The 20,282-nt window shown below is 69.4% G+C and carries 22 protein-coding genes; 10 read left to right on the top strand and 12 right to left on the bottom strand.

Annotation, left to right across the window (positions count from 1 at the left end):
* Positions 1 to 4: 4 nt before the first annotated feature.
* From ACZ4TO_RS38415 to ACZ4TO_RS38390, 6 genes are all read right to left on the bottom strand, one after another.
* Positions 5 to 1,594 carry a hypothetical protein gene (locus ACZ4TO_RS38415; RefSeq protein ID WP_468026660.1) on the bottom strand — a complete coding sequence of 530 codons (1,590 nt, stop codon included), beginning with the start codon at positions 1,592 to 1,594 and terminating at the stop codon, positions 5 to 7.
* A gap of 40 nt (positions 1,595 to 1,634) precedes the next feature.
* Positions 1,635 to 1,937, bottom strand: coding sequence for a protealysin inhibitor emfourin (locus ACZ4TO_RS38410; protein WP_468026659.1), 303 nt, complete (start codon positions 1,935 to 1,937; stop codon positions 1,635 to 1,637).
* A gap of 67 nt (positions 1,938 to 2,004) precedes the next feature.
* Positions 2,005 to 3,216 carry a M4 family metallopeptidase gene (locus ACZ4TO_RS38405; RefSeq protein ID WP_468026658.1) on the bottom strand — a complete coding sequence of 404 codons (1,212 nt, stop codon included), beginning with the start codon at positions 3,214 to 3,216 and terminating at the stop codon, positions 2,005 to 2,007.
* Positions 3,217 to 3,822: 606 nt separating this feature from the next.
* The gene (locus ACZ4TO_RS38400; RefSeq protein ID WP_468026657.1) at positions 3,823 to 4,563 is read right to left on the bottom strand and encodes an HAD family hydrolase; all 741 of its coding nucleotides are present in this window, start codon (positions 4,561 to 4,563) and stop codon (positions 3,823 to 3,825) included.
* Positions 4,564 to 4,890: 327 nt separating this feature from the next.
* Positions 4,891 to 5,337, bottom strand: coding sequence for a hypothetical protein (locus tag ACZ4TO_RS38395; RefSeq protein WP_468026656.1), 447 nt, complete (start codon positions 5,335 to 5,337; stop codon positions 4,891 to 4,893).
* 162 nt (positions 5,338 to 5,499) lie between these two features.
* Positions 5,500 to 6,006: a hypothetical protein gene (locus tag ACZ4TO_RS38390; RefSeq protein WP_385041936.1), complete on the bottom strand. Its 507-nt coding sequence runs from the start codon at positions 6,004 to 6,006 to the stop codon at positions 5,500 to 5,502.
* A 121-nt stretch (positions 6,007 to 6,127) separates the two neighbouring features.
* Here ACZ4TO_RS38390 and ACZ4TO_RS38385 point away from each other — a divergent pair, with 121 nt between their 5' ends.
* From ACZ4TO_RS38385 to ACZ4TO_RS38375, 3 genes are all read left to right on the top strand, one after another.
* On the top strand, positions 6,128 to 7,327 hold the full coding sequence (locus tag ACZ4TO_RS38385) for a M48 family metallopeptidase (protein ID WP_468026655.1): 1,200 nt from the start codon (positions 6,128 to 6,130) through the stop codon (positions 7,325 to 7,327).
* 58 nt (positions 7,328 to 7,385) lie between these two features.
* On the top strand, positions 7,386 to 8,183 hold the full coding sequence (locus tag ACZ4TO_RS38380; RefSeq protein ID WP_468026654.1) for a PIG-L deacetylase family protein: 798 nt from the start codon (positions 7,386 to 7,388) through the stop codon (positions 8,181 to 8,183).
* An 80-nt stretch (positions 8,184 to 8,263) separates the two neighbouring features.
* Positions 8,264 to 8,629, top strand: a complete 366-nt coding sequence (locus tag ACZ4TO_RS38375) for a cupin domain-containing protein (RefSeq protein ID WP_468026653.1) — start codon at positions 8,264 to 8,266, stop codon at positions 8,627 to 8,629.
* 159 nt (positions 8,630 to 8,788) lie between these two features.
* On the opposite strand, the gene ACZ4TO_RS38370 is transcribed toward ACZ4TO_RS38375, so the two are convergent.
* On the bottom strand, positions 8,789 to 9,778 hold the full coding sequence (locus ACZ4TO_RS38370) for an aldo/keto reductase (protein ID WP_468026652.1): 990 nt from the start codon (positions 9,776 to 9,778) through the stop codon (positions 8,789 to 8,791).
* A gap of 210 nt (positions 9,779 to 9,988) precedes the next feature.
* The gene (locus ACZ4TO_RS38365) at positions 9,989 to 11,326 is read right to left on the bottom strand and encodes an MFS transporter (RefSeq protein ID WP_468026651.1); all 1,338 of its coding nucleotides are present in this window, start codon (positions 11,324 to 11,326) and stop codon (positions 9,989 to 9,991) included.
* Positions 11,327 to 11,416: 90 nt separating this feature from the next.
* Between ACZ4TO_RS38365 and ACZ4TO_RS38360 the strand changes: the two genes are divergently transcribed.
* Positions 11,417 to 12,178: a DeoR/GlpR family DNA-binding transcription regulator gene (locus ACZ4TO_RS38360; protein WP_468026650.1), complete on the top strand. Its 762-nt coding sequence runs from the start codon at positions 11,417 to 11,419 to the stop codon at positions 12,176 to 12,178.
* Positions 12,179 to 12,416: 238 nt separating this feature from the next.
* Here ACZ4TO_RS38360 and ACZ4TO_RS38355 read toward each other — a convergent pair whose 3' ends face one another.
* The gene (locus tag ACZ4TO_RS38355) at positions 12,417 to 12,635 is read right to left on the bottom strand and encodes a hypothetical protein (protein WP_382778325.1); all 219 of its coding nucleotides are present in this window, start codon (positions 12,633 to 12,635) and stop codon (positions 12,417 to 12,419) included.
* Positions 12,636 to 12,639: 4 nt separating this feature from the next.
* On the opposite strand from ACZ4TO_RS38355, the gene ACZ4TO_RS38350 reads away from it, so the two are divergent.
* From ACZ4TO_RS38350 to ACZ4TO_RS38330, 5 genes are all read left to right on the top strand, one after another.
* Positions 12,640 to 12,897: a hypothetical protein gene (locus ACZ4TO_RS38350; RefSeq protein ID WP_382778326.1), complete on the top strand. Its 258-nt coding sequence runs from the start codon at positions 12,640 to 12,642 to the stop codon at positions 12,895 to 12,897.
* 211 nt (positions 12,898 to 13,108) lie between these two features.
* A complete protein-coding gene (locus tag ACZ4TO_RS38345) occupies positions 13,109 to 13,864 on the top strand; it encodes a glycoside hydrolase family 16 protein (protein WP_468026649.1) in 756 nt (251 codons plus the stop codon).
* 31 nt (positions 13,865 to 13,895) lie between these two features.
* Positions 13,896 to 14,294 (top strand): nuclear transport factor 2 family protein, encoded by a 399-nt coding sequence (locus ACZ4TO_RS38340; protein ID WP_468026648.1) that lies wholly within the window; start codon positions 13,896 to 13,898, stop codon positions 14,292 to 14,294.
* Between the two features lie 226 nt (positions 14,295 to 14,520).
* Positions 14,521 to 15,156: a TetR/AcrR family transcriptional regulator gene (locus tag ACZ4TO_RS38335; RefSeq protein WP_468026647.1), complete on the top strand. Its 636-nt coding sequence runs from the start codon at positions 14,521 to 14,523 to the stop codon at positions 15,154 to 15,156.
* A 362-nt stretch (positions 15,157 to 15,518) separates the two neighbouring features.
* Entirely contained in the window at positions 15,519 to 16,283 is a 765-nt protein-coding gene (locus tag ACZ4TO_RS38330) for an SAM-dependent methyltransferase (RefSeq protein ID WP_468026646.1), read from the top strand.
* A gap of 89 nt (positions 16,284 to 16,372) precedes the next feature.
* Here ACZ4TO_RS38330 and ACZ4TO_RS38325 read toward each other — a convergent pair whose 3' ends face one another.
* The 3 genes from ACZ4TO_RS38325 to ACZ4TO_RS38315 form a co-directional block, all read right to left on the bottom strand.
* Positions 16,373 to 17,569 carry an NAD(P)/FAD-dependent oxidoreductase gene (locus ACZ4TO_RS38325; protein WP_451075503.1) on the bottom strand — a complete coding sequence of 399 codons (1,197 nt, stop codon included), beginning with the start codon at positions 17,567 to 17,569 and terminating at the stop codon, positions 16,373 to 16,375.
* 112 nt (positions 17,570 to 17,681) lie between these two features.
* Positions 17,682 to 18,626, bottom strand: coding sequence for an RNA polymerase sigma-70 factor (locus ACZ4TO_RS38320; RefSeq protein ID WP_468026645.1), 945 nt, complete (start codon positions 18,624 to 18,626; stop codon positions 17,682 to 17,684).
* Between the two features lie 10 nt (positions 18,627 to 18,636).
* Complete coding sequence (locus ACZ4TO_RS38315) at positions 18,637 to 19,215, bottom strand: putative immunity protein (protein ID WP_468026644.1); 579 nt, start codon at positions 19,213 to 19,215, stop codon at positions 18,637 to 18,639.
* A 214-nt stretch (positions 19,216 to 19,429) separates the two neighbouring features.
* Between ACZ4TO_RS38315 and ACZ4TO_RS38310 the strand changes: the two genes are divergently transcribed.
* Positions 19,430 to 20,110 (top strand): hypothetical protein, encoded by a 681-nt coding sequence (locus ACZ4TO_RS38310; protein ID WP_385041910.1) that lies wholly within the window; start codon positions 19,430 to 19,432, stop codon positions 20,108 to 20,110.
* Positions 20,111 to 20,282 lie beyond the last annotated feature (172 nt).

Here is a 20,282-nt window from a genome sequence, read left to right as displayed (position 1 = left end):
CGTGTCAGACACGGAAGTAGAGGGTTCGTTTCAGGAGACCGAGTGCCGACTGCGCCCAGGCCAGGATGTCCAAGGTGGCATCCAGGTTGGCCGGTGGCTGGTTGACGAGGGTGTCGCGACGGATGAGCCGTTCGAAGTCGACCATGACGGGGGCCGTCCGTGCGCTGCCGTCGGAGTGGCGGAACCGTACACCGGCCGTGAGCATGACGTTGATCAGTTCCTGGGCGACGATCCCGTAGGCGATGGTGGTGGGGTGCACGCCGTCCAGCGAGAACAGGCCACCGCCGGTACGTCGCGTGCCGTCGCTGGTGATGAAGCGGGAAGTCGGCTCCGGAGCAAGGGCCTGCAGTTGCGGGGGCAGTTGGTAGGGCCGCCACCAGGGCGGTCGGGCCGTCATGTCCTTCATGTACCGGCGTGACGCGAGCCGGTCGAGCAGGCCGGCCGTGTCCATGAGGAACCAGTCCGCCCCCGCCGTCCGTGCTGCTCTCACGTGGTCGGTGATGGCGTCGTTGTAGAGGTCGATGGCCCGGTCGACGTCTTCCGCCTGTTGTCCCGTGATGTGCGGGTGGATGACGTGGTCGAAGGTGTCGTCGTCGATCCAGGGGCGGGTGTAGTACGGGAAGTATCTGGACCCTGGAGCGGTCTTGCCACCGATCCCCCGGGCGATCGGGGGAATGGTGACGTGCGGGACGGTGCACCAGATGACATGGCGAGCCGCGATCTGCCGTACTTGCGCGGCGACTTGCCTCAGCTCGTCCTTGAAGTGGACGGGATTCCAGACCGTGTACGCCTTCTTGCGCTCCAGGTCGTCGTACCCTTCGTCGCTCCACTCCACCCTGAGCTGGGTCACTGTCTGCAAGGCGTTGTTGGCCCCGAGGAAGACGATCAGGGTCTCGATTCCGTGGCCCGACCCGTCGGAGCGGTCCTCGCCGAGGCGGCGCGCCGCCGACAGCAGCGTCATGGTTCCGCCCCGGTCGACGCTGCTGGAGGGCAGGACGCGCAGTGCCGCGCGGTCACCGTTGTTCTCCACGGTCTGCCGCAGCAGGTTGTCGGTGGGCGTCGCGATGGCGTCCTGGCAGATCTTGGCGCTCTTCTCGAGGACGTCGCGCAGGTCCCAGCCGTACACGGAGAGGTTGTGGTTGATGGCGTTGAGCTGCGGGACGACGGATCCCGGCCCGCGCTCCCAGTAGTCCTCGACCTCGTCCAGGAACTTGCGGGCGTGGAACAGGGCCAGCGGGACCTCCCACCAGTCCAGATCCGTGCCGAAGCGCTCCTGGAGCTCCCTCAGCAGGAGTTCGATGTTCAGGGGCAGCCCTCCGTACCCCGGGTACACCGGGAAGCGGAAGTCGGAGCCGGATCCCAGTTCGTGAGCGATGATCGCCGGGTACGACAGGTCGGTGTTGAAGACCGCCCCGCTCTGGAACCCGTGCGTGAGCGAGTCCCCGATCGTGACGAGCCGGTGGCGTGGCTCCTGTCCCGGCTCCGGGTGAGCGATCGCGATGCCGAGCGTGGGATCCGTGACCGGTTCGCGTGGTGGTTGGCCCCGGCCTGCCAGGACCTCGTCAGGGGTGTGGGCGTGCATGTGGTCGGCCATGGCGTCTCCTTGGCCTGACGGGGCAGCGTGCGCGTGAGAGTCACTGCTCCGCGATGTGTTGTTCGAGCCAGCCGAGCAGGGCCGCGAACGCCGGGGACATGGCGGCGTCGGACCGGGTCAGGACGGTCGAGCGGCCCTTGTCCTCCACCGTGATCGTGTGGCTCATCGCGTCCCTGGCTCGGCTCGGTAGTTCGTGGCCGGTTTCGAAGGCGGCTGCGGCCACCAGTCGCGCCAGCTCTCCGGCAGCGGCTTCGGGCAGGGCATCGGATTCCAGTTCCTTGGGTGGAAGGCCCAGGCGGATCGCGGCCGCCTGACCTCCATGTGCTTCCCAGGTCACCTTCATCGAGCACGCCCTTCCGGCCGGCGGGCACCCGTCGCCGTCAGGAGGCGCCCGCGTCGACCGTCGTCGGTCACTTGCCCTTCAGCGCGGTCACATCCCTGGCCAGACCCGTCACCTGGGCGGCCAGTGCGCCGATCTGCCGGCTCACGGTGGCCATTCCCTTGTCCCCGCCCGTGCCACCGTTGCGGTCGGCGGCGAGATTTCGTGCCCGGGCGATGCCTGGCAGGATCCCGCTGATCTGGATGCCGACATCCTGCCAGGCGGCCAGCACGGCCAGTTGTTCGGCGCTGTCTTCGCCGAACAACTCCGCGGCCTTCCGGTACGTGGTGTTCGCGAACTCCTGGAACTGCGTCTCGACGTCGGACGCCTTGAGCGATTCGTACCAGATGAGGCCGGGAGCCTCCCAGGCGAATCCGCCGACACGCGACGCCGTCAGGAAGAACGCCTTGTTCGGGATGCCGGAGTTGATGTGCACTCCGCCGAGGTCGCCCTTCTCGGTGTCCGGCAGTCTGACGAAGTCCTCCATGTGGTCGGGCTGGGGGTCCCTGCCGAACAGGGCGTTGTCGTACGCGTGCCCCGGGGCCTTCATCGACCGCAGTGCGTCGGCGTCGACGCCCGGGGTGAAGATGTCCGGCCCGATCAGCCAGTCCGCCTCGTCGGCCGACTGCTTCAGCGACCACTGCTTGACCAGCGATCCGAAGACGTCCGACATGGATTCGTTCAGGGCTCCGGACTGGTTGTGATACTTGAGTCCCGCGGTGAGTTCGGTGACTCCGTGGGTCAGCTCATGGCCGATCACGTCGACGGACCCGGTGAAGTCGGAGAACATCCTTCCGTCCCCGTCACCGAAGACCATCTGCTGACCGTCCCAGAATGCGTTGTTGAACCTTTCACCGAAGTGGGCGAAGGCGTCCAGACGCATCCCCTGGCCGTCGATGGAATTGCGGTTGAACACCGCCTTGTAGAAATCACGTGTCGTTCCGAGTCCGTCGAAGGCCCGGTTGACGGACACGTCCGGGGACTCCGGGCCGTCCTCCGACCGGGCGAGCACCGCCGAGGGGAGGAAGGTGCCGTTCTGGCAGTCGAAGGCGGTCCGCCGGCCGTTGCCGGGGGTGGCGGCGGCGCCTGCGAAGGATGCCCGGATCCCTCGCTCGCCCCGCAACCGAGCGGTGGTCAGCATGGTGTTCAGCGCCACCTGGCGCACTTCGCTGTCGTCGCTGCTCAGGAGCTTCTCGAGCAGGTGCGGGGGGATGATGCAGTGGAGGTGGGAGGTCCTGGTCATGGGGACACCTCGCGTACATGAGGAGAGGCGGGGAAACCTCACTCATCGGATGTGGTCGCGTGGTTGTTCTCCGCGTCCGGAACGATCACTGTTTCGGAACGTCCGGAACGATCACTCTTCGGACCGTTCGGAACGATCACTGATCGGAACAATCACGCCGATCCCGACTGGAGCTCGCCCTCGTCGATCGTCTGCGCCGGAGGCGGAGCATCGACGGTGTCGATCGCCAGGCGGACGGTTGTGCTGTGACCGGGCAATCGCGTCTGACGCGCCGGGCCCCACCTGCTCCGCACCTCGGTACGGCGAGGTGAACTCCGGGATGCCGGCTCAGCCGTGTAGCGAGCGGTCTCACTGTCTCCGCTTCGTGCGCAGGACCGAAGAGGTGAGAACCGTGTCTACTTCGAGTATCCGCTCGGCGCCATCGACGCGCACCCCGGGCGAGGCGCTTTTCCCTGCCTGTCACGGACCGGGCCGACAGCTTTCCTCAGGCAACAACTTCCGTGTGCGCCCGCTGATTTCGCGCGGAGAGCCGGTGGTCACGATCACGCCGTGGCTCTGCGTGGACCTGCTCAGGTCCAGAGGGCTGAAGTGGTGGGGCAGGCGCGTTCAACCCGCTGACGCCCAGGAGGGGCCGGAGGTGTCGAGTCCGCCGACAGCCGCTTCGTGTGCCCCGGCGGGGGCGACGGGGCGATCGTCGGGGACGGGAAGGGTGTCCGCTTCCTCCACGGAATGCCGCAAGTCGACCGTGAAACCGGCCTGTTCGAGTGCCGTGGCTCCGGCCGTGCTCGCCATCGCCGGCACGAGTCGGGCAGAGGCTATGTGCAGGGGCACGACCTCGGTCCGGTTCGCGGCGGCCTCCAGATCGGTCAGCCCTTGGCCCTCGGACAGCTCGATCCGCGCCCAGAACACGGGGCGGTTCTCCACGGCGGCTCGGGTGAACACGGGGTGAGGCGCGGTACGCAGCCCGGCTTCCCTCGCGAACGCTCGCTCCTGAGGATCCTCGCCGACGAAGACGCACTCGCCGGCCGCCGAGGGCGGTGACCCCGGTGACTCCTCCCCCGCCGTGCCGGCGACTGCCTCGTCGAAGATCTCCCGGCTGCCCTTGGAGCCCCAGTGCACGAGCGCGTCGTCCGTGAAGCGACCGGGGAACGTCATCTGCAGGGCGGAGAAGGCGCGCTCGGCGGCACCTTCACCGGGACCGGGGTTGGAGATGACGCCCTTGCGTGTGTCGCGGAACTCATCGAGTACGGCGAGGACGCGCGGCCGGGGCACCAACGTCAGCGAACCGTCCGCCTCCACGCGGACATCCGCCAAGGTCGCCCCTATGTCGAAGAAGAGGACGGTCATCTCAATGCCTCCGCGAGGTCGATCCGGATCCGGAGTCGGCACGCGCCCAGAGGAACTGTCATAGCGGGACGGCCTGTTCGGGAACGAACCCGGCTGCTGAGGGACGAGCGTCGCCCAGTGCGGGACCTTGCGGCCCGCGCCGTCCCCCGACGACCGCGCAGGCGCTCCAAGCAGGGACTCCCGGCTTCTCCATGGTCCCTCTTCGGTTGCGCTTCCGCATCCCGGGATGTGTGCGAATGCCTTTCAACTTCTGACAGTTGAAGGGGATACGGGGTGCGGGGATCGCCGTACGCCGGGGAGATCTCTCCGCGACGGCGGCCCGAGGGCCTACACCTGTTCCTGGTACACCCTGATCTCGACAGGTTCGAGTCTGCGGATCACGGTCCACGCCGGCCGCTGGGTCAACCCGTGGTCCCACTGTTCGAGGTCGTCGCCTCCGGCCCTGTGAAAGAACCACGAGTTGAAGCTTCCCAGGGCCTCCAGAGCGGGTGCGAGTCCGTAGCGAAGCTCGCAGTGGACCTGAACGTAGTGGTCGTGATCACCACTGTCGTCGGTGACCTCGAATTGGCGGACGAGGTCGAGCGTGAACGTCGGAGGGCCGTCGAACGCGTACGTCCCGTACTGAAACAAGAGGCCGTCGGCATCAGGTCCCTCCGAGAGGTGGAACGACCGCCGCCCGAAGCGAAGGAAGGCGAGCCAGACGTCTTCAGTGACGGGACCGACAAGCGCCGCGGTCCCCAGCTCGCCCTCAAGCGCCTCCAGGACCTCGTCCATCGACGGTCTCGGTGTCACGTCCACCCTCCTCAAATGCATCCAGTCTGAGCCCGCTCAACGCACTAAGTCGTAGTCTCTGTTCATGCCTTCGGCAGGCACAGGAGCGATCATCTCCCAGCCAACGCCCCTACACGTGAGGGCCATCTGGATGAACAAGCCACCTCATCTCAACGAGTGACGCTGGTAGCGCTCATCGGGCGGCTCGAATTCCAGCCCGTTTTCATCGAGGGCGTTGTAGACGGTGAGTTGGCCGCGGGGGAAGTGGAAGCCAACTGCGACTGTTCCTTGCGCCATGTCACTCCCGATCCACTCGAGGAGCTCAACGTCCTGAAGGGCTTGGCCCTCGAATTCCTGCAGTTCGGAGTACATCCCCTGGCGCCACTCGAGATCGAAATCGGCCCACACGACGGGCCGACGTGGGTCGATCGTGTTCCAGGTGATCGAGAGGTCGTCGAACTTCTGATGGTTGATCTCGACCTGCTCTCCGCTGAAGTCAAACAGGACCGGACCATCGGAGAACCACGCGTTGGCCTGCATGTCCCAGACCAACCAGACATGGGACAACGAGCGGCCGATGAGTGCCCGCAGTTGTCGCCCGTGGCTTGCCGCGACCGCCGATCGGCCGTTCAGCCAGTGCGGTCGGTAGCTTTCGATCCCGAAGTTGAACACGTCGGGATTTTCCCAGAAGGAGCCAGCTCATAGGCGTGATGACGCCTTGGCAACGCTGCGCGAGGGGAGGAGGATGCCGCCTTCGGTGACCGTCGGGGGGAGCGGCATGCGGGGTCGAGGGGTGGCTGCTGAGGTCGAGGACGAGCCTGACATACCGTTCCGGGAGCGCTTATCCACGGCTGCCGCCTATGGCGTCGCCTCTCTGCTGCACATCCTGACCGCGAGTTTGCTGTTAGGCGGTCTGTCGCTGATCGTTCTTCGGCTCACGACGGTGGTCCAGCCGCTGATCGGACTGGTGCTGGTGCTGTGCGCCGTCCTCCTGCGGCCCCGTGCCGACAGACTCGACCCGGATCTGCCCACGCTGTCGCGGCAAGAAGCGCCCACCCTGTACGACCTATTGGACGAGATAGGTGATGCGCTGGGCGTACGACGCCTCGACGTCGTACAACTCAGCACGGATTTCGCCGTACGAGCCACCTCCTACGGCACACGACGCCGACGGCTGCTGGTGCTCGGCTATCCCCTTTGGCTGGCCTTTCCGCCTCAGCAGAAAGTCGCCGCTCTCGCACATGAACTGGGGCACTTCGCATCTCGCGATGTCCGACGCGGGGCACTGGTCGGGAGCGCGCTCGCCGCACTGGCCGGCGGAGCGGAACAGATGGAGCATCGGGCCATCACGGCGGACGCTGCCTTCGACACGTCCCCGCTCTCCCGGTACGCCGACGAGATGGCCGTCGCGGCCGTCCGGTTCAAGGCCCATGGCCGCACTGCGGACTGGGCCCTGTGGATCCCAGGCCTGCTGATGAAGGGTGCCGCTCGGCTGCTGGCGAGACTGACAAGGCCAAGCGCCCGACGCGCAGAGTTCGAAGCGGACGCTGCGGCTGCTCGTGTCGCTTCCACCCAGGCGGCCGTCTCAGCTCTGCATGACCGACGACTGGCCGACGGCGTCACCTTAGAGATGCACCGACTGGCCGTCACAGCGCAGACGTTCGGCTGGACCGGCAGTGCCCAGAACGTGGACCAGGACTTCTGGACGAAGGTCGGCACACACGCCGCATCACTGCGCGCCAGCGCGCGGAGCACGACCGATGGCGTCATCCCGGGCAACGGGGCCCCTGCGGATTCCGCCCCGCCGAGCGGGCAGGACGAGGGTTCCGGTTCTCCGGCCAGTGGCGAGCGCGTGACGCGGTTGTCCATGGGGACGACCCACGCGGCCACCGTCACGCTCGACACGGCCCGGGCCGACGCCATAGAGGCCGAACTCCACGAACAGAAGCGCCTGCTGGCTCGAAGGGTCGTTCAAGACTGCGTCCAGGAGTGAACCTGTCGCCTGCAGCCAGCTCGAGTTCAGCCCATCATGAGAAATGAGGATGCATCTCATGGCGACGCCCACGTCCGCGACAGGTTCTGGTTTCCCCTCGGTGCTCGGAATCTTCGCCCACCCCGATGACGAGAGTCTGCTTGCCGGTGGCGTGCTCGCCCAACATGCAGCCGCCGGCGCCCGCACGTCCGTAGTCACCGCCACCTGGGGCCGGGACACCGGGCGGGCCGACGAACTCGCCGGAGCCCTGACCGCTCTGGGGGCAGGCACACCGCGCATGCTCGGGTACGGCGACGCCCGCAACCCGTCGTCGGCGCCCGGTCGAACCCGATGGTGCGACGTGAACCTGGACGACGCCGTCGCCCAAATCGTTTTGCACATCAGGGAGTTCCGCCCTGATGTCGTGGTGACCCATGATGCGCTCGGTCAGCTCACCGGCCACCCGGACCACCGTCGCACCCACCAAGTGGCTCTGCTCGCCGTGGAGGCCGCGGGATTCGGCCGGCTTCACCCCGAGGCGGGTGAGCCGTGGCGAACGGGTGCGCTCTACGCGGCCACGCACCCGGACTCCGGTGTCGCCGGCCTCGGGTCGCTGTTGCGAAGTGTCGGAAAGACGCTGCTCAGCGTGCCGGACGAGGACGTGGCCGCCGTCGTGGACGTGACGCCATGGGTGCCACAGAAGTGGTCCGCCATCTGCTCGCACCAGAGCCAGCTTCAGGGCGAGCGACCGCTCCCCGCACTGCTGTCCCGCATCCAGGAGCCGAGCCGCGTCCGGATGCTGTCCACCGAATACTTCACCCGTATCGGCACGACCCCAGCCGCACGGCCGGCCGTTCAGCCGATGCTCACGGTCTGATCCTCGACGCCCCGCCCACGCCTCCGCGCCTTCCAGCCTGTTGCGAATGGCTGCTGGCGCCGACTGCTACCTTCCGAGCCATGACCGACAGCGTGTATGTGGGCAACGCGGGCAAGGACGCCGCACTGGACCAGGGGTGGCTGCTGGGGCATTTCAAGGATGTCTCCGATCCTCGGCACAGCGAGGACGTGGAGATCAAATGGGGTGTCCACCCGCGGGGCGATGAGCGGGGGCAGTGGGTGACGGGTGAGGAGCGGACCGCGCTGCTGGTCCTCATCCGTGGGCGTTTCCGGGTGGAACTGCCCGGGCGCAGCGTGCTGTTGGCCGAGCAGGGCGACTACGTCGTGTGGGGGCGGGGCGTCGATCACTCCTGGTTCGCGGAGGAGGAGTCCGTGGTTCTCACAGTCCGCTGGCCCTCGCTCCCCGGCTACAAGGCGATCGACTAGGGCGATCGGCCGTTCGTCCGAGTCGTTTCTCGTCCGCGCCGCCACCGGCGCCCGAGCGTCCTGGCGCCGCGGCCGGGGGCGGGACACCCTCGGCCGCGGCGAAGGCGGCGGTTCCGGTGACGGCAGGATCGGGCCCGGCAGCCGCTGCCGACGGCCGTGCTAGCGGTTCACGGATCGCATGCCGGCCTCGTCGTAGCGCTCTCCCGAAGCCTCGGGCAGCTCCGCGTCGATTCGGGCCAGGTCGTCCTTGGTCAGCTCGATGTCGACCGCGGCGGCGTTCTGCTCCAGGTAGGTGCGGCGCTTGGTGCCGGGGATCGGCACCAGGTGCTCGCCCTGGGCCAGTACCCAGGCGATGGCGAGCTGAGCCGGGGGCACGTCCTTCTCGGCGGCGATCTCCTTGACCTTCGCGGCGAGCCGCATGTTCGCCTCGATGTTGGCGTCCTGGAAGCGCGGGTTCTGGCGGCGCCAGTCGTTCGCGTCCAGCTCGTCCGGCGAGCTGAACCGGCCGGCGAGGAAGCCGCGGCCGAGCGGCGAGTACGGCACGAAGCCGATTCCCAGCTCACGGCAGGCGGGCAGTACCTCGGCCTCCACGTCCCGGGACCACAGCGAGTACTCGCTCTGCACCGCGGTGATCGGGTGCACGGCGTCGGCGCGCCGGATGGTCTCCGCGCTCGCCTCGCTCAGGCCGATGGCCCGCACCTTGCCCTCGGCGACGAGCTCGCCCAGCGCGCCGACCGTCTCCTCGATGGGAACGTTCGGGTCGACCCGGTGCTGGTAGTACAGGTCGATGTAGTCGGTGCCCAGACGCTGCAAGGAGCCGTGGACCGAGCTGCGGACGTGCTCGGCCGAGCCGTCCTGCGGGCCGACCGTGCTGATGTCGCCGGGTACGGCGTCGTCCATCCGGTAGTTGAACTTCGTCGCGATCACGTACTCCTCGCGGCGCCCCCGGATCGCTTCGCCGACGAGCGACTCGTTGGTGAGCGGCCCGTACATCTGCGCGGTGTCGAGGAAGTTCACCCCGATGTCGAGGGCACGCCGGATGGTCGCGATCCCCTCGTCCTGGTCCGTGGATCCGTAGAAGGCGGACATGCCCATGCATCCCAAACCGATGGCTGATACCTGAAGGTCCCGCAGGCTGCGCTTCTGCATGCCGTCTCCCAGTTTTCTCTGCACACGCGTCATGTCGTTCGTCGGGCCGCGAAGCCCTTCATCCATCTAGCGACGATTTCCGCGGCCGGGCATCCGCTGAGGGGCCGGGGCCACAGGTTCCGTGCGCCATGGTGTCTGCGACGCTACGACCTGGAGCGCACTCCAGCGCAAGTCGGCTCCCGGGTGGCCCGGGCCCGCCTTGAACACGGGTCAGTGACCGACCGGCGCCAGATCCTTCCGGGGCGTGCTGTCGGACCCCGTGCGCAGGATCCCGGCGGCCGCGGCGGTGGTCACACACAGCAGGGTCAGCAGCACGAAGGCGTGGTTCAGGGCGACGAGGTGGGTCAGCCAGCCGATGACGGCGGGGCCGGCGAGCATGCCGACGTAGCCGAGGCCGGCGACGCGGGAGACGTTGGCGCCGGCGGCCGCGGGGTCGGCGTGCCCGGCCGCGCTGAACAGTTGCGGGACGGTGCCCGACAGTCCCAGGCCGAACAGTGCCCAGCCCGCGAACGCGGTCCACATCCACGGACCGAGTGCCACGAGCGTGATGCCGACGGCCGCCATGGCCGCGCCGTGGCGCAGGATCGCCATGGAGCCGAAGCGGGCCACGAGACGGTCGGCGAGCAGCCGGCCGATGGTCATGGCCGCGGCGAACGTGCCGTAGGCGAACGCGGCCGTGGCGGCAGGCGCGCCGAGGACGTCCTTGAGGTGCAGGGCGCTCCAGTCGTTGGCGGCACCCTCGCACAGCATGACCATCAGCGCCAGGACGGCGAGGAGCCAGACGCGCCCCTTCCCGCCACGGGGCGGTACGGCCGGTGATGTCTCGGCCGGGGATGCATCGGCCTCTTCCGCCAAGGCGGAGCCGGAGCGGGAACCGGAGCGGGAATCAGCCCCGGACCCGGATACGGACTCAGACCCGGCCCGGGACCCGGACCCTGCCTCCGCGCCAAGGCCGGGGTCACGGTCGGAAGCCACGGCAACAGCGGCGGGAGCCGTAGGCAGCAGGGCGCGCGCCGACGCGAGGGCGATCACGATGGCCACCGCTCCCAGCGCGGCCATGCTCGGGACCGGGTCCAGGCCGGCGCTCGCGGCCCCGGCCGCGACGAGGGCGGCGATGACACCGCCGACGGAGAACGTGGCGTGGAAGCCCGACATGACGGGGCGGCCGTACGCCTTCTCCACGTGGACGGCGTGGGCGTTCATGCTCACGTCCAGGGCGCCGTTGCAGAAACCGAAGACCAGCAGCGCTCCCGCCAGTGTCCACGGGGACTGGGCGAGACCGGGCAGCACCAGGGCCGCGCCGCACAGAACTCCGCCGGCCGGGACCACGACGCGTGCGCCGAGGCGGTCGGTCAGGGGGCCGGCCACCTGCATCCCGGCGAAGGCCCCGAGCCCGAGCAGGACCAGCAGGCCGCCCAGTGTCGCGTGGCTGACGCCCACGCGCTCCTCCGCGGCGGGGATGTGCACCACCCAGGCGCCCATGAGGGTGCCGCAGAGGACGAAGTAGACGTAGGTCGCCACGCGGGCGGCTCGAAGCGAAGGTTGCATGCCGCTCACCGTAACGAACGATTTCAATGTTCGAAAGCCCGGTTCTCGAACACGTTGCATGTTCATTGTGGCGTGGTGTTCAATCCCGGTATGAGCAACGCAGAGCGGCACGGGCTGATCGCGAAGGCCGTCAGGGACTCCGGCGGCGCCACGGTCCAGGAGCTCGCGGAGCTGACCGGCGCCTCGGAGATGACCATCCGGCGCGACCTCGACGCCCTGGCCGGCCAGGGTGTCCTCGAACGCGTCCGCGGCGGCGCGCGCACCCTGCTGCTCAGGGGCGAGGAGCCCCCGTTCGCGCTGCGCACCACCGAGTCGGTCGACGCCAAGCGCCGGATCGCCGCCGAGGTCGCCGCGCTCATCGCCGACGGCGAGAGCGTCCTGCTGGACAGCGGCACGACCTGCCTGGAGGTCGCGCGCCTCCTGCGCGAGCGCCCCGTCACCGTGATGCCGCTGTCCCTGCAAGCCATCCATCTGCTCGGCGAGTCGCCCGGCCCGGCGACGCTGGTGGTGCCCGGCGGACAGCCCCGCGCCGCCGAGGGGGCCCTCATCGGCCCGCTCACCCTGGCCTCCCTGGCGGCCCTGCGGTTCGACACCGCCATCATGGGCTGCTGCGGGCTGAGTGCGGCCGACGGCCTGACCGCGTACGACCTCGACGAGGCCGCGGTGAAGAAGGCGGGCGTCGCCTCGTCGCGTCGCGTGGTCCTCGCCACGGACGGCAGCAAGTTCGGCCGCACCGCCTATGCCTACGTCGGCCCCTCGACCCTGATCCACACCCTCGTGACCGACACGACCGCACCCGCCGAGGAGTTGGCCGCGCTCGAAAGCGGCGGCACCCTCGTCAAAACCGTGTGACCACCCCGGTGCGTCCCCTCGACCTCCGGGCGGACGGTCGGCGAGTCCCGCGGACACAAGCCCTCCCGCGTCGTGCGCCGAGACGGTCGGCCGACCCTTGCGCGAGTGGGCGACGCGGCCCTGCGTAGGGTGGTGACATGCACATATGGGGGCGCAGGCTCAGATTCACCGCGGTGTCGGCACTGGTCGTGCTGGCCTTGACCGGGTTCTCGTCGGGTCGTCACGGGAGCCGCAGCCATCACAGCGGGGGCGGCTGCAGCAGTTCCAGCCAGGACCACGACAGTTCGTCCACGTCGGGCGGCGGCTCGTCCAGCGGCGGTTCGTCCGGCAGCGGCGACGACTCCGGTACGAGTACGGGTGACAGCGGCGGAGCCACGTACCGCTCCCGCCCCACCCACCGTTCGACCACCGCCGCGCCCTCCCCCAGCCGTGCCGCCGAGCCTCTGAAGGACGGCACCGCCGTGCTCATCCACTGCGCGAGCGCGGACGACCCCTACGCGACCGTCGAGATCAGGAATCCGAACGGACGCGACGGCGTCTTCGCCCTGAAGATCAGCTTCAAGGACCGGAACGGCTCCGCCATCATGGACAGCGGCGATCAGGTGTCGGTGCCCGCGAAGGGCAAGACGACCTACCGGGTCCCCGCGGCCGGCGCCGGGGCCGGCGTGGAGCTGATCGATCACTGTGAGGTCGATCGACGGGCCACGGCCGTCCGATAACACCCCGCGGAACTCACCGCGTCCGGGGACCGCTCGGATACTCCTGCGCCCCCGCGACGACGGTGAGACCGCGGCTGTTCGTTCATGTCCGGAACGAATAAAGCAACTCGTGCCGCAAGTCTTGTCAGGTTCTGAACAAGCTCCTACGTTCCGAATGGGTGCGTGGGACCGCTCCCACGCGCCGTCTCACCCATCGAGCAACGGAGCTCCGATGACGACAACCTTCGTAAGGCCCAGGTGGTTCGCGGGCCTCGTACGGCCCAAGTGGTTCGTAGGCGCCGTGTTCGCCGCCTGCGTGATGCTCATCGCGACGCAGCAGCCCGCGCACGCCGGCACCTGGGGCACGGCGCAGACCGTCAACTCCTGGAACGTCATCAGCGGCAGGTGGACCGCCAACAACGAGTTGGAGACGTACACGCCGGACTGTGTCTGGTACGACGGCGGCACCCTGATGATCAAGACGTACAACGCCGGTGGCGGGGTCTACCGCTCCGGCCGTGTGGAGTCGAAGGCCCTCTACGGGTACGGCACGTACAGCTTCACCGCGAACATGCCCAGCGGACGGGGACTGCTTCCCGCGGTCTGGGCGGCCTATCTCAACCCCTGGCTCCCCGAGATCGACGCGGCCGAGATCGTCGGGTCCAACCCCAACACCGTCTACCAGACCTTCCACGACACCAGCAACGCGCAGACCCAGTGGGCCGTGAACAACTCGGGTGGCTGGACCAACAGCTTCCACGTCTACGCGTTCAGCTGGTGGCCCGACCACATCGACTTCTGGGTGGACGGCGCCTTCCAGGGGACCAAGTGGTACACCACCGCTCCGGGCGTCGGCATGCACTTCATCGTCAACACCGCGGTGGGCGGCGACTGGCCGGGCAACCCGGACTCCTCGACCTGGGCCACCGCGGACGGTGCCCGCTACCTCAAGGTCTCCGCGATCACGTACACCCCGTACTACCCCTGAGCCGCCCCCTCCCGGCTGTTACCGTCGCGCCATGTCCAAGAGCGAGATAGACGCACTGACCACCGAGTTCTTCGGCGCCTTCGACAACCGGGGCGGCAAGGCCGCCGACGTGGCCCGGATCAGGCGGCTCGTTCTCCCGGGCGGGGTGATCGTCAAGACCGGCCCCGAATTCACCGCCTACACGGTGGAGGAGTTCATCGAGCCCCGTCGGGAGCTGCTGGCCGACGGCCGCCTGGTCGAGTTCTCCGAGTGGGAGACCTCCGAACGGACGGAGATCGCGGGAGACATCGCTTCCCGGTTCAGCACCTACCGCAAGTCCGGGATCCTGGACGGCCGGCGGTTCGAGGGAGAAGGCACCAAGACCATCCAGTTCGTGCGCACCTCGCAGGGCTGGCGGATCACCGCGGTCGCCTGGTACGACCAGCCCTGACCACATCTGGCCGTTCACGAGTCCCACGACGGCCCGTCGCCCTGCGCACACCGGCCAAGCGGGCCGGGACAACTGACGTGCTGCCACCTGATGATCCATCAGAACGTTTACACGGAGTCCCCTTTGTCGAAGGGGCACCGAGGGTGGCACGCTCGTCACCAAGCGCGCTTCCGCTGACTCCCGGGCGGGACCAGCGGAAGCGTGCCCCTCGTGGCACACTGCGGCCATGTCTGACGGCCACGCCTCCGCCCCGCCACGGTTCCGGCCGGATCCGCCCCGTGTGGCCTGGCGCAAGGACATGCGCGAGCGTGTGATCACCGAGGCCAGGGCGCTCGCGGCCGAGAACGGCTGGGACCGTGTCCGGGTCGCCGACCTCGCCCTGCGGGCCGACGTGTCGCGCCCCTCGATCTACAAGGAGTTCGGGGACCGGGCGGGAATCGGCCGCGCCCTGGTGGAGCGCGAGACGGACGCGTTCCTCGTCGGCCTCGCCGCCGTCCTGGACGGCCACCGCGGTCGCCCCACCCCGGCGCTCGAAGCCGCCGTGGCCCACGCCCTGGAACAGGCGGCGGTCAACCCGTTCGTCGGCGCCGTACTGACCGCCACGCGCGGCGGCACCGACGCCCTGCTGCCCTTCCTGACCAGCAGGCCCGAGCCCGTCTTCTCCGGCACGCGACGACTGCTCAGCGCATGGCTGGGCGACGCGGTCCCGCAAGCCGCCGAGGACCGTCGTGAGGCCGCCGCCGATCTGGCCGTGCGCCTCACCGTCAGTCACATGCTCCTGCCCGCCCAGGACCCGGGGGCGACCCCGCTCCACATAGCGCGGACCGTGTGCACGATCCTTGGGGTTCCGGAAAAGGATTGAACGGCGCATCCGGCCGTCCGTCGAGGCTGACACCGGACGGAAGGATCCCCACTCCCCCGAGCCCTCCGAGGTGGCACACGGCGGCGATGCCGTGACCTCGGCGCGTGGGGTCGTCGCGTGCGTGGGCGGGGCCGGCCGGGACCGGCGGACGCCGGGTGAGAAGACGATCACTCCTCGGGAAGGACGCGCCGGACGGACGGAACGACGCTCGGATTCCGAAGACTGACGGGCCGACCCCGCCACGGACCATGTTGCTGCATAACTCTTGCTGTTGCAACTCTCTCGCAATAACGGCGGAGGGGTGTCCGGCCCCTGAAAACCCGGTTGCGTCGCGGCGCGCCGATCGGCTTGGGTTCGTGCCCGTGACCGCCCTCAGTGCTCTCGTACGCCCCGACCGCTATCCGCGCTCCTCCCGCTACGACCCCGGCTGGCTGCTCGACCTCGACATGGGGCCCCATCCCTTGTGGCTGCTGGAGAACCTGGCCGAGAACCTCGACCTGCGCCCCGGGATGCGGGTTCTCGACCTCGGCTCCGGGAAGGGCGCCACGTCGGTGTTCCTGGCCCGCGAGTACGGGGTCCAGGTCGTCGCGGCCGACTGGTGGATCGCTCCCGAGGACGCGGCGGCCGTCTTCACGGAAGCGGGTGTCGGCGACCGGGTGACGGCCGTACGGGCCGAGGCGCACGCCCTGCCGTTCGAGGAGGCGAGCTTCGACGCCGTCGTGAGCGTGGACGCGTTCGAGTACTTCGGCACCGCGGACAGCTATCTGCCCTACCTGGTGCGATTCCTGCGGCCCGGCGGTCAACTGGCCATGGCGACGCCCGCCTTGACACGGGAGGTCCGTGAACTCGGCGCGATCCCGCCCCACATCAAGGAAGTGGTCGGCTGGGAGGCGATCGCCTGGCACACCGCGGACTGGTGGCGCTTCCAGTGGGAGATCACCGAACTGGTGGAGGTGACGTCCGCGCTGCTCCAGCAAGACGCCTGGCGGGACTGGCTGTTGTGGGCGCGGGCGGGGGCCGAGCACCATCAGGACGGCCGGAGCGCGAACCAGCCCGTCATCGACATGCTGATCGCGGACGGCGGGGAGTTGCTTTCGTTCGCCCTCGTGACCGCCCGAAAGCACTGAGCAGGCTCCATACCCTTGCGGAGGGGCCCGGACCGTCCGGGCCCCAGGTCCGTGGCCTGGGGCTTCGGTCGGTTCGGCCCCGGGTGCGGTCAGGCGGTCGCCTCCGCGCGGGCCGGGTCCTGGGTCTCCTGTCGTACGACGCGCCGGCGTCGGGACGGCAGGCCCACCGTCGGGTTGGCGACGCCCCAGGCCGCGCCCTTGCAGATCAGTTCCTTGTAGCGGGCGGCCGTGCGGCCGGTCAGGGCGCGGTCGACCGCCTGATCGTCCGCGGTGACGAACTGGATGAGGCCTTCCTTGCGGCCGAGGGAGATGCACTGCTGGAAGTAGCGGATCGAGACATGGGGGATCTTGGTGCCGGCGAGCCGGGCGGCGATGGCGTCGGCGGCCTGCCAGGCCATGGGGACGCCCGAGGCGCAGGACATGCGGAGGGGCTTGTCCTGGGGGCCGATGGCGATCGCGGCGTCGCCGACGGCGTAGACGTCCGGGTGGGAGACCGAGCGCATGGTGCTGTCGACCACGATCCGGCCGCGCTCGGTGACCTCCAGGGTGGTGGCCCGGGCGATCGGGTGGACGGCGAAGCCGGTGGTCCAGACGGTGATCGCGGCGGGGACGGTCCGGCCGTCGGCGGTCGTCACGTCGTCCGCGCTCACGGACGTGACCGCCGCATGTTCGTGGACTTCGATGCCGAGCCGTTCGGTCACCTTGCGCAGGTGGGTTCGGCCCTTCGTGGAGAGCCAGTCGCCGAGAGCGCCACTGGCGACCAGGGAGACGCTGAGGTCCGGGCGGGCCTCGGCGATCTCGGTCGCGGCCTCGATGCCGGTGAGGCCGCCGCCGACGACGACCACGGGCTCGCCCGCGTCGAGGGCGGCGAGGCGTTCGCGGAGACGGTGGGCGCCCGGTCGGCTCGCCACCTGGTCGGCGTGTTCGGCGACACCGGGGACGCCGCCGTCGTTCCAGCCGCTGCCGAGCGCGTAGACGAGGGTGTCGTACGAGAGCTCGGCCGGGCCGTCGGCGCCGGTGAGGGAGACCGTCCTGCGGTCCACGTCCACGGCGGTCACGCTCGCGAGCCTCAGCTCCACACCCGTACCGGCGAACATCGCGCCGAACGGGCGGGGCTTGAGGTCCTGGCCCGTGGCGAGCTGGTGCATCCGGACGCGCTCGACGAAGTCGGGCTCGGGGTTGACGAGGGTGATGGTGACGTCCTCGCGGCGCAGCCTCTTGGCGAGGCGGCCGGCGGCGATCGCTCCGGTGTATCCGGCTCCGAGGACGACGATGCGGTGCAGCATGTCCGTGCTCCTGTCTGGGCGGGTGCGCCGTTGTCCGGCGTGGTCTCGCCCCTTGAACCGGGTAGCCCGGCGTTTCCTGACAGGATCCGAATGTGACCTGCGCCACATCACCTCAGAGGGTGTGGAGCGGCCCCTCCCCGTGGTCCATGGCCGCCCACTGCCTGGTCGCGCGGACGAGTTTGTCGGGGTTGACCTGGCTCCGGACGGCCACGATGCCGTCCGCGGTGACCTCCAGGCAGCTGATCCCGACGACCTTGCCCTCCACGACGGCGACGACCGCGGGCCCGCCGTTGGCGGTCGCGGCGTACATGTCCGGTGCACCGCCGATGTACTTCCGCTTGGCGTCGCTGGGCTTGAACAGGCCGCGCAGGAAGGTGGCGACGGCTTGCGCGCCCTCGAACGCCTTCGCGCGGGCCGGGATCTTGCCGCCGCCGTCGCCGACCGACACGGCGTCCTGGGTGAGCAGGCGGACGAGGGGTTCGGTGCGGCCGCTGGTCGCCGCGGCCAGGAATTCCTCCACGATCCGCCGGGCGGCTGCCTCGTCGACCTCGGTGCGCGACCTGCCCTCGGCGACGTGCTTCTTGGCCCGGTGGTAGATCTGCTGGCCGGCCGCCTCGGTGATGTCCAGGATCTCGGCGATCTCCCGGTGCGGGTAGTCGAAGGCTTCCCGCAGCACGTACACCGCCCGCTCCTTGGGCGACAGGCGCTCCAGCAGGACGAGGACGGCGTACGAGACGGACTCGCGCTGCTCGGCGGTGTCGGCCGGGCCGAGCATCGCGTCGCCGGCGAGCAGCGGCTCGGGGAGCCACCGCCCCACGTACGTCTCGCGGCGCGCGCGGGCCGAAGTGAGCTGGTTGAGGCAGTAGTTGGTGAGGACCTTGGTCAGCCAGGCCTCGGGCACCTCGATGCGGTCGATGTCGGCCGCCTGCCAGCGCAGGAACGTCTCCTGCACGGCGTCCTCCGCCTCGCCCGCCGAACCGAGCAACCGGTAGGCGATGGCCTCCAGCCGGGGCCTGGCTGCCTCGAACCGGTCCACGTCACTCATGCTCAGGGCCATGCACGCGATCTTAGGCGCCCTCACGCCGGATCGGCAGGCGGCCCTCGGTGCGGGTGAGGGAACGAAGGCCGGCGTCCAGCATGCGCGTCAGTTCACCGACCCGTCCACCGCGCTCCGGTGCCGCAGGGAAGCGTTCGAGCACCTCCACGACGACCGGCGTCGCACGACGCAGCGCCTGCCTGACGCTTTCGGCACCCGTGCCCGGCTCGTCGCCGGCGTCGAGTTCGGCCGCCCTGGCGGCGTGCGCGGCCGCTCCGAGAATGTGCTTGACCTGGGTCGCCTCGGCCAGCGGATGCAGATAGGCGGCGCCCGCTGCGGCCATCGCCGCCCGCGCGGCTTCGCACGCGGCCGGGGAGCCCGCGCAGCCCGCGGCCTTGAGGGCCGCCCACGCCGTGTCGCGCAGCCGTTTCCCCCGCTCGCCTCCCCGGGCGAAGTCCCACGCTGCACCGATGGCGTCTCGAGGCCGCGCGTCGTCCGGACGATCGGTCTCGAACACCTCCAGCACCACGTCCGCGCACGCGGCCGCGAACCCGGTGACCTCACGCAGTTCCTGCTTGCTCAGTGCGATCTCGCTCGCGTCCCCTGCCACGCCTCCATCCTCGCCCATCGCTCCGGACCGGCACGGAGCAGGGTTTCCCGGGGCCCGCGAGGCGCCGAGCCATCCGTGTGAACCTGGACCGTGCGCCGGGAGCTGCGGCGTGCCGCGGAGCGCCCCGCAGCGGCTTCCCCCTTAGCTGGAAGCCGTCTCGCGGCTCGGCACCTGCCGACGGGCCGCCCGATCGACGCGACCGGAGGAGCAGACCTTGGGCACCCCACCATCCGCCGTGATCTCCCGCGCCGCGACCGTGCGCCGTATCGACGCACTGTTCCGCGCCATGGAGACCGACTTCCTCCTGCGAGAGCAGTTCATCACCGGTCCGTCCCAGATCCTCACGGACTACCTCGCGGGCCCCACCGTCCCGGAGGAGGAGGCGGCCCTCACCGACCGGCTCATCTACTCGGTGTTCGCCAGCCCGAAGCTGCTCCAGTGGTTCGAGGAGTACGTGCACCGCCACCGGGACGAGGTGCCCACCGGCGGGCAGTTCCTCGCCGACTTCTGCGAGGCGACCGTCAGCAGCGGTTCCCGGGACGTCGTGGCCACCCTGCTGCACGGCTGCTCGGCGGAGGCCGGGATCTACGGGCTCACCGAGGACCTGCTGCACTACTTCGTCAACCTCCATGTCGCGCAGACCATCGCCGAGGAACGGGACGGCCGACAGGACGAGGAACCGGCGGCGGACCAGGAGAACGTCGGCATCCAGGCCCGGAGCACCACCCCGTTCGTCACGAACATCACCTGGACCACGTACGTCCACGTCCAGCAGGAGGACAGCGCCCAGGCGTTCAGCGCGCGGTTCGTGCCCTCGTACGCCGCGGTGACCCTCAACGGTCTGGCGCGCTACGCGGTGGAGCTCCAGGCGCGCGACGTCTTCCGGCTCGGGTGAACCGCGTGGACGCTCCGTGGGACGCGGGTTTGGGGGGGGGGGCGGGGGCGGGAGGAACAAAAAACAGCCAGACAGAAAAAAGAGAAAAGGCTTCCTTTTTGAAACCCCCTCTTCCGACCCCCAACCCCCCCCCCCCCACCCAAACAGTGATGGCAATCCAATCAAAGAACCA

Source organism: Streptomyces sp. NPDC028298 (assembly GCF_055565895.1).
This window is presented reverse-complemented; position numbering and strand designations above follow the sequence as displayed.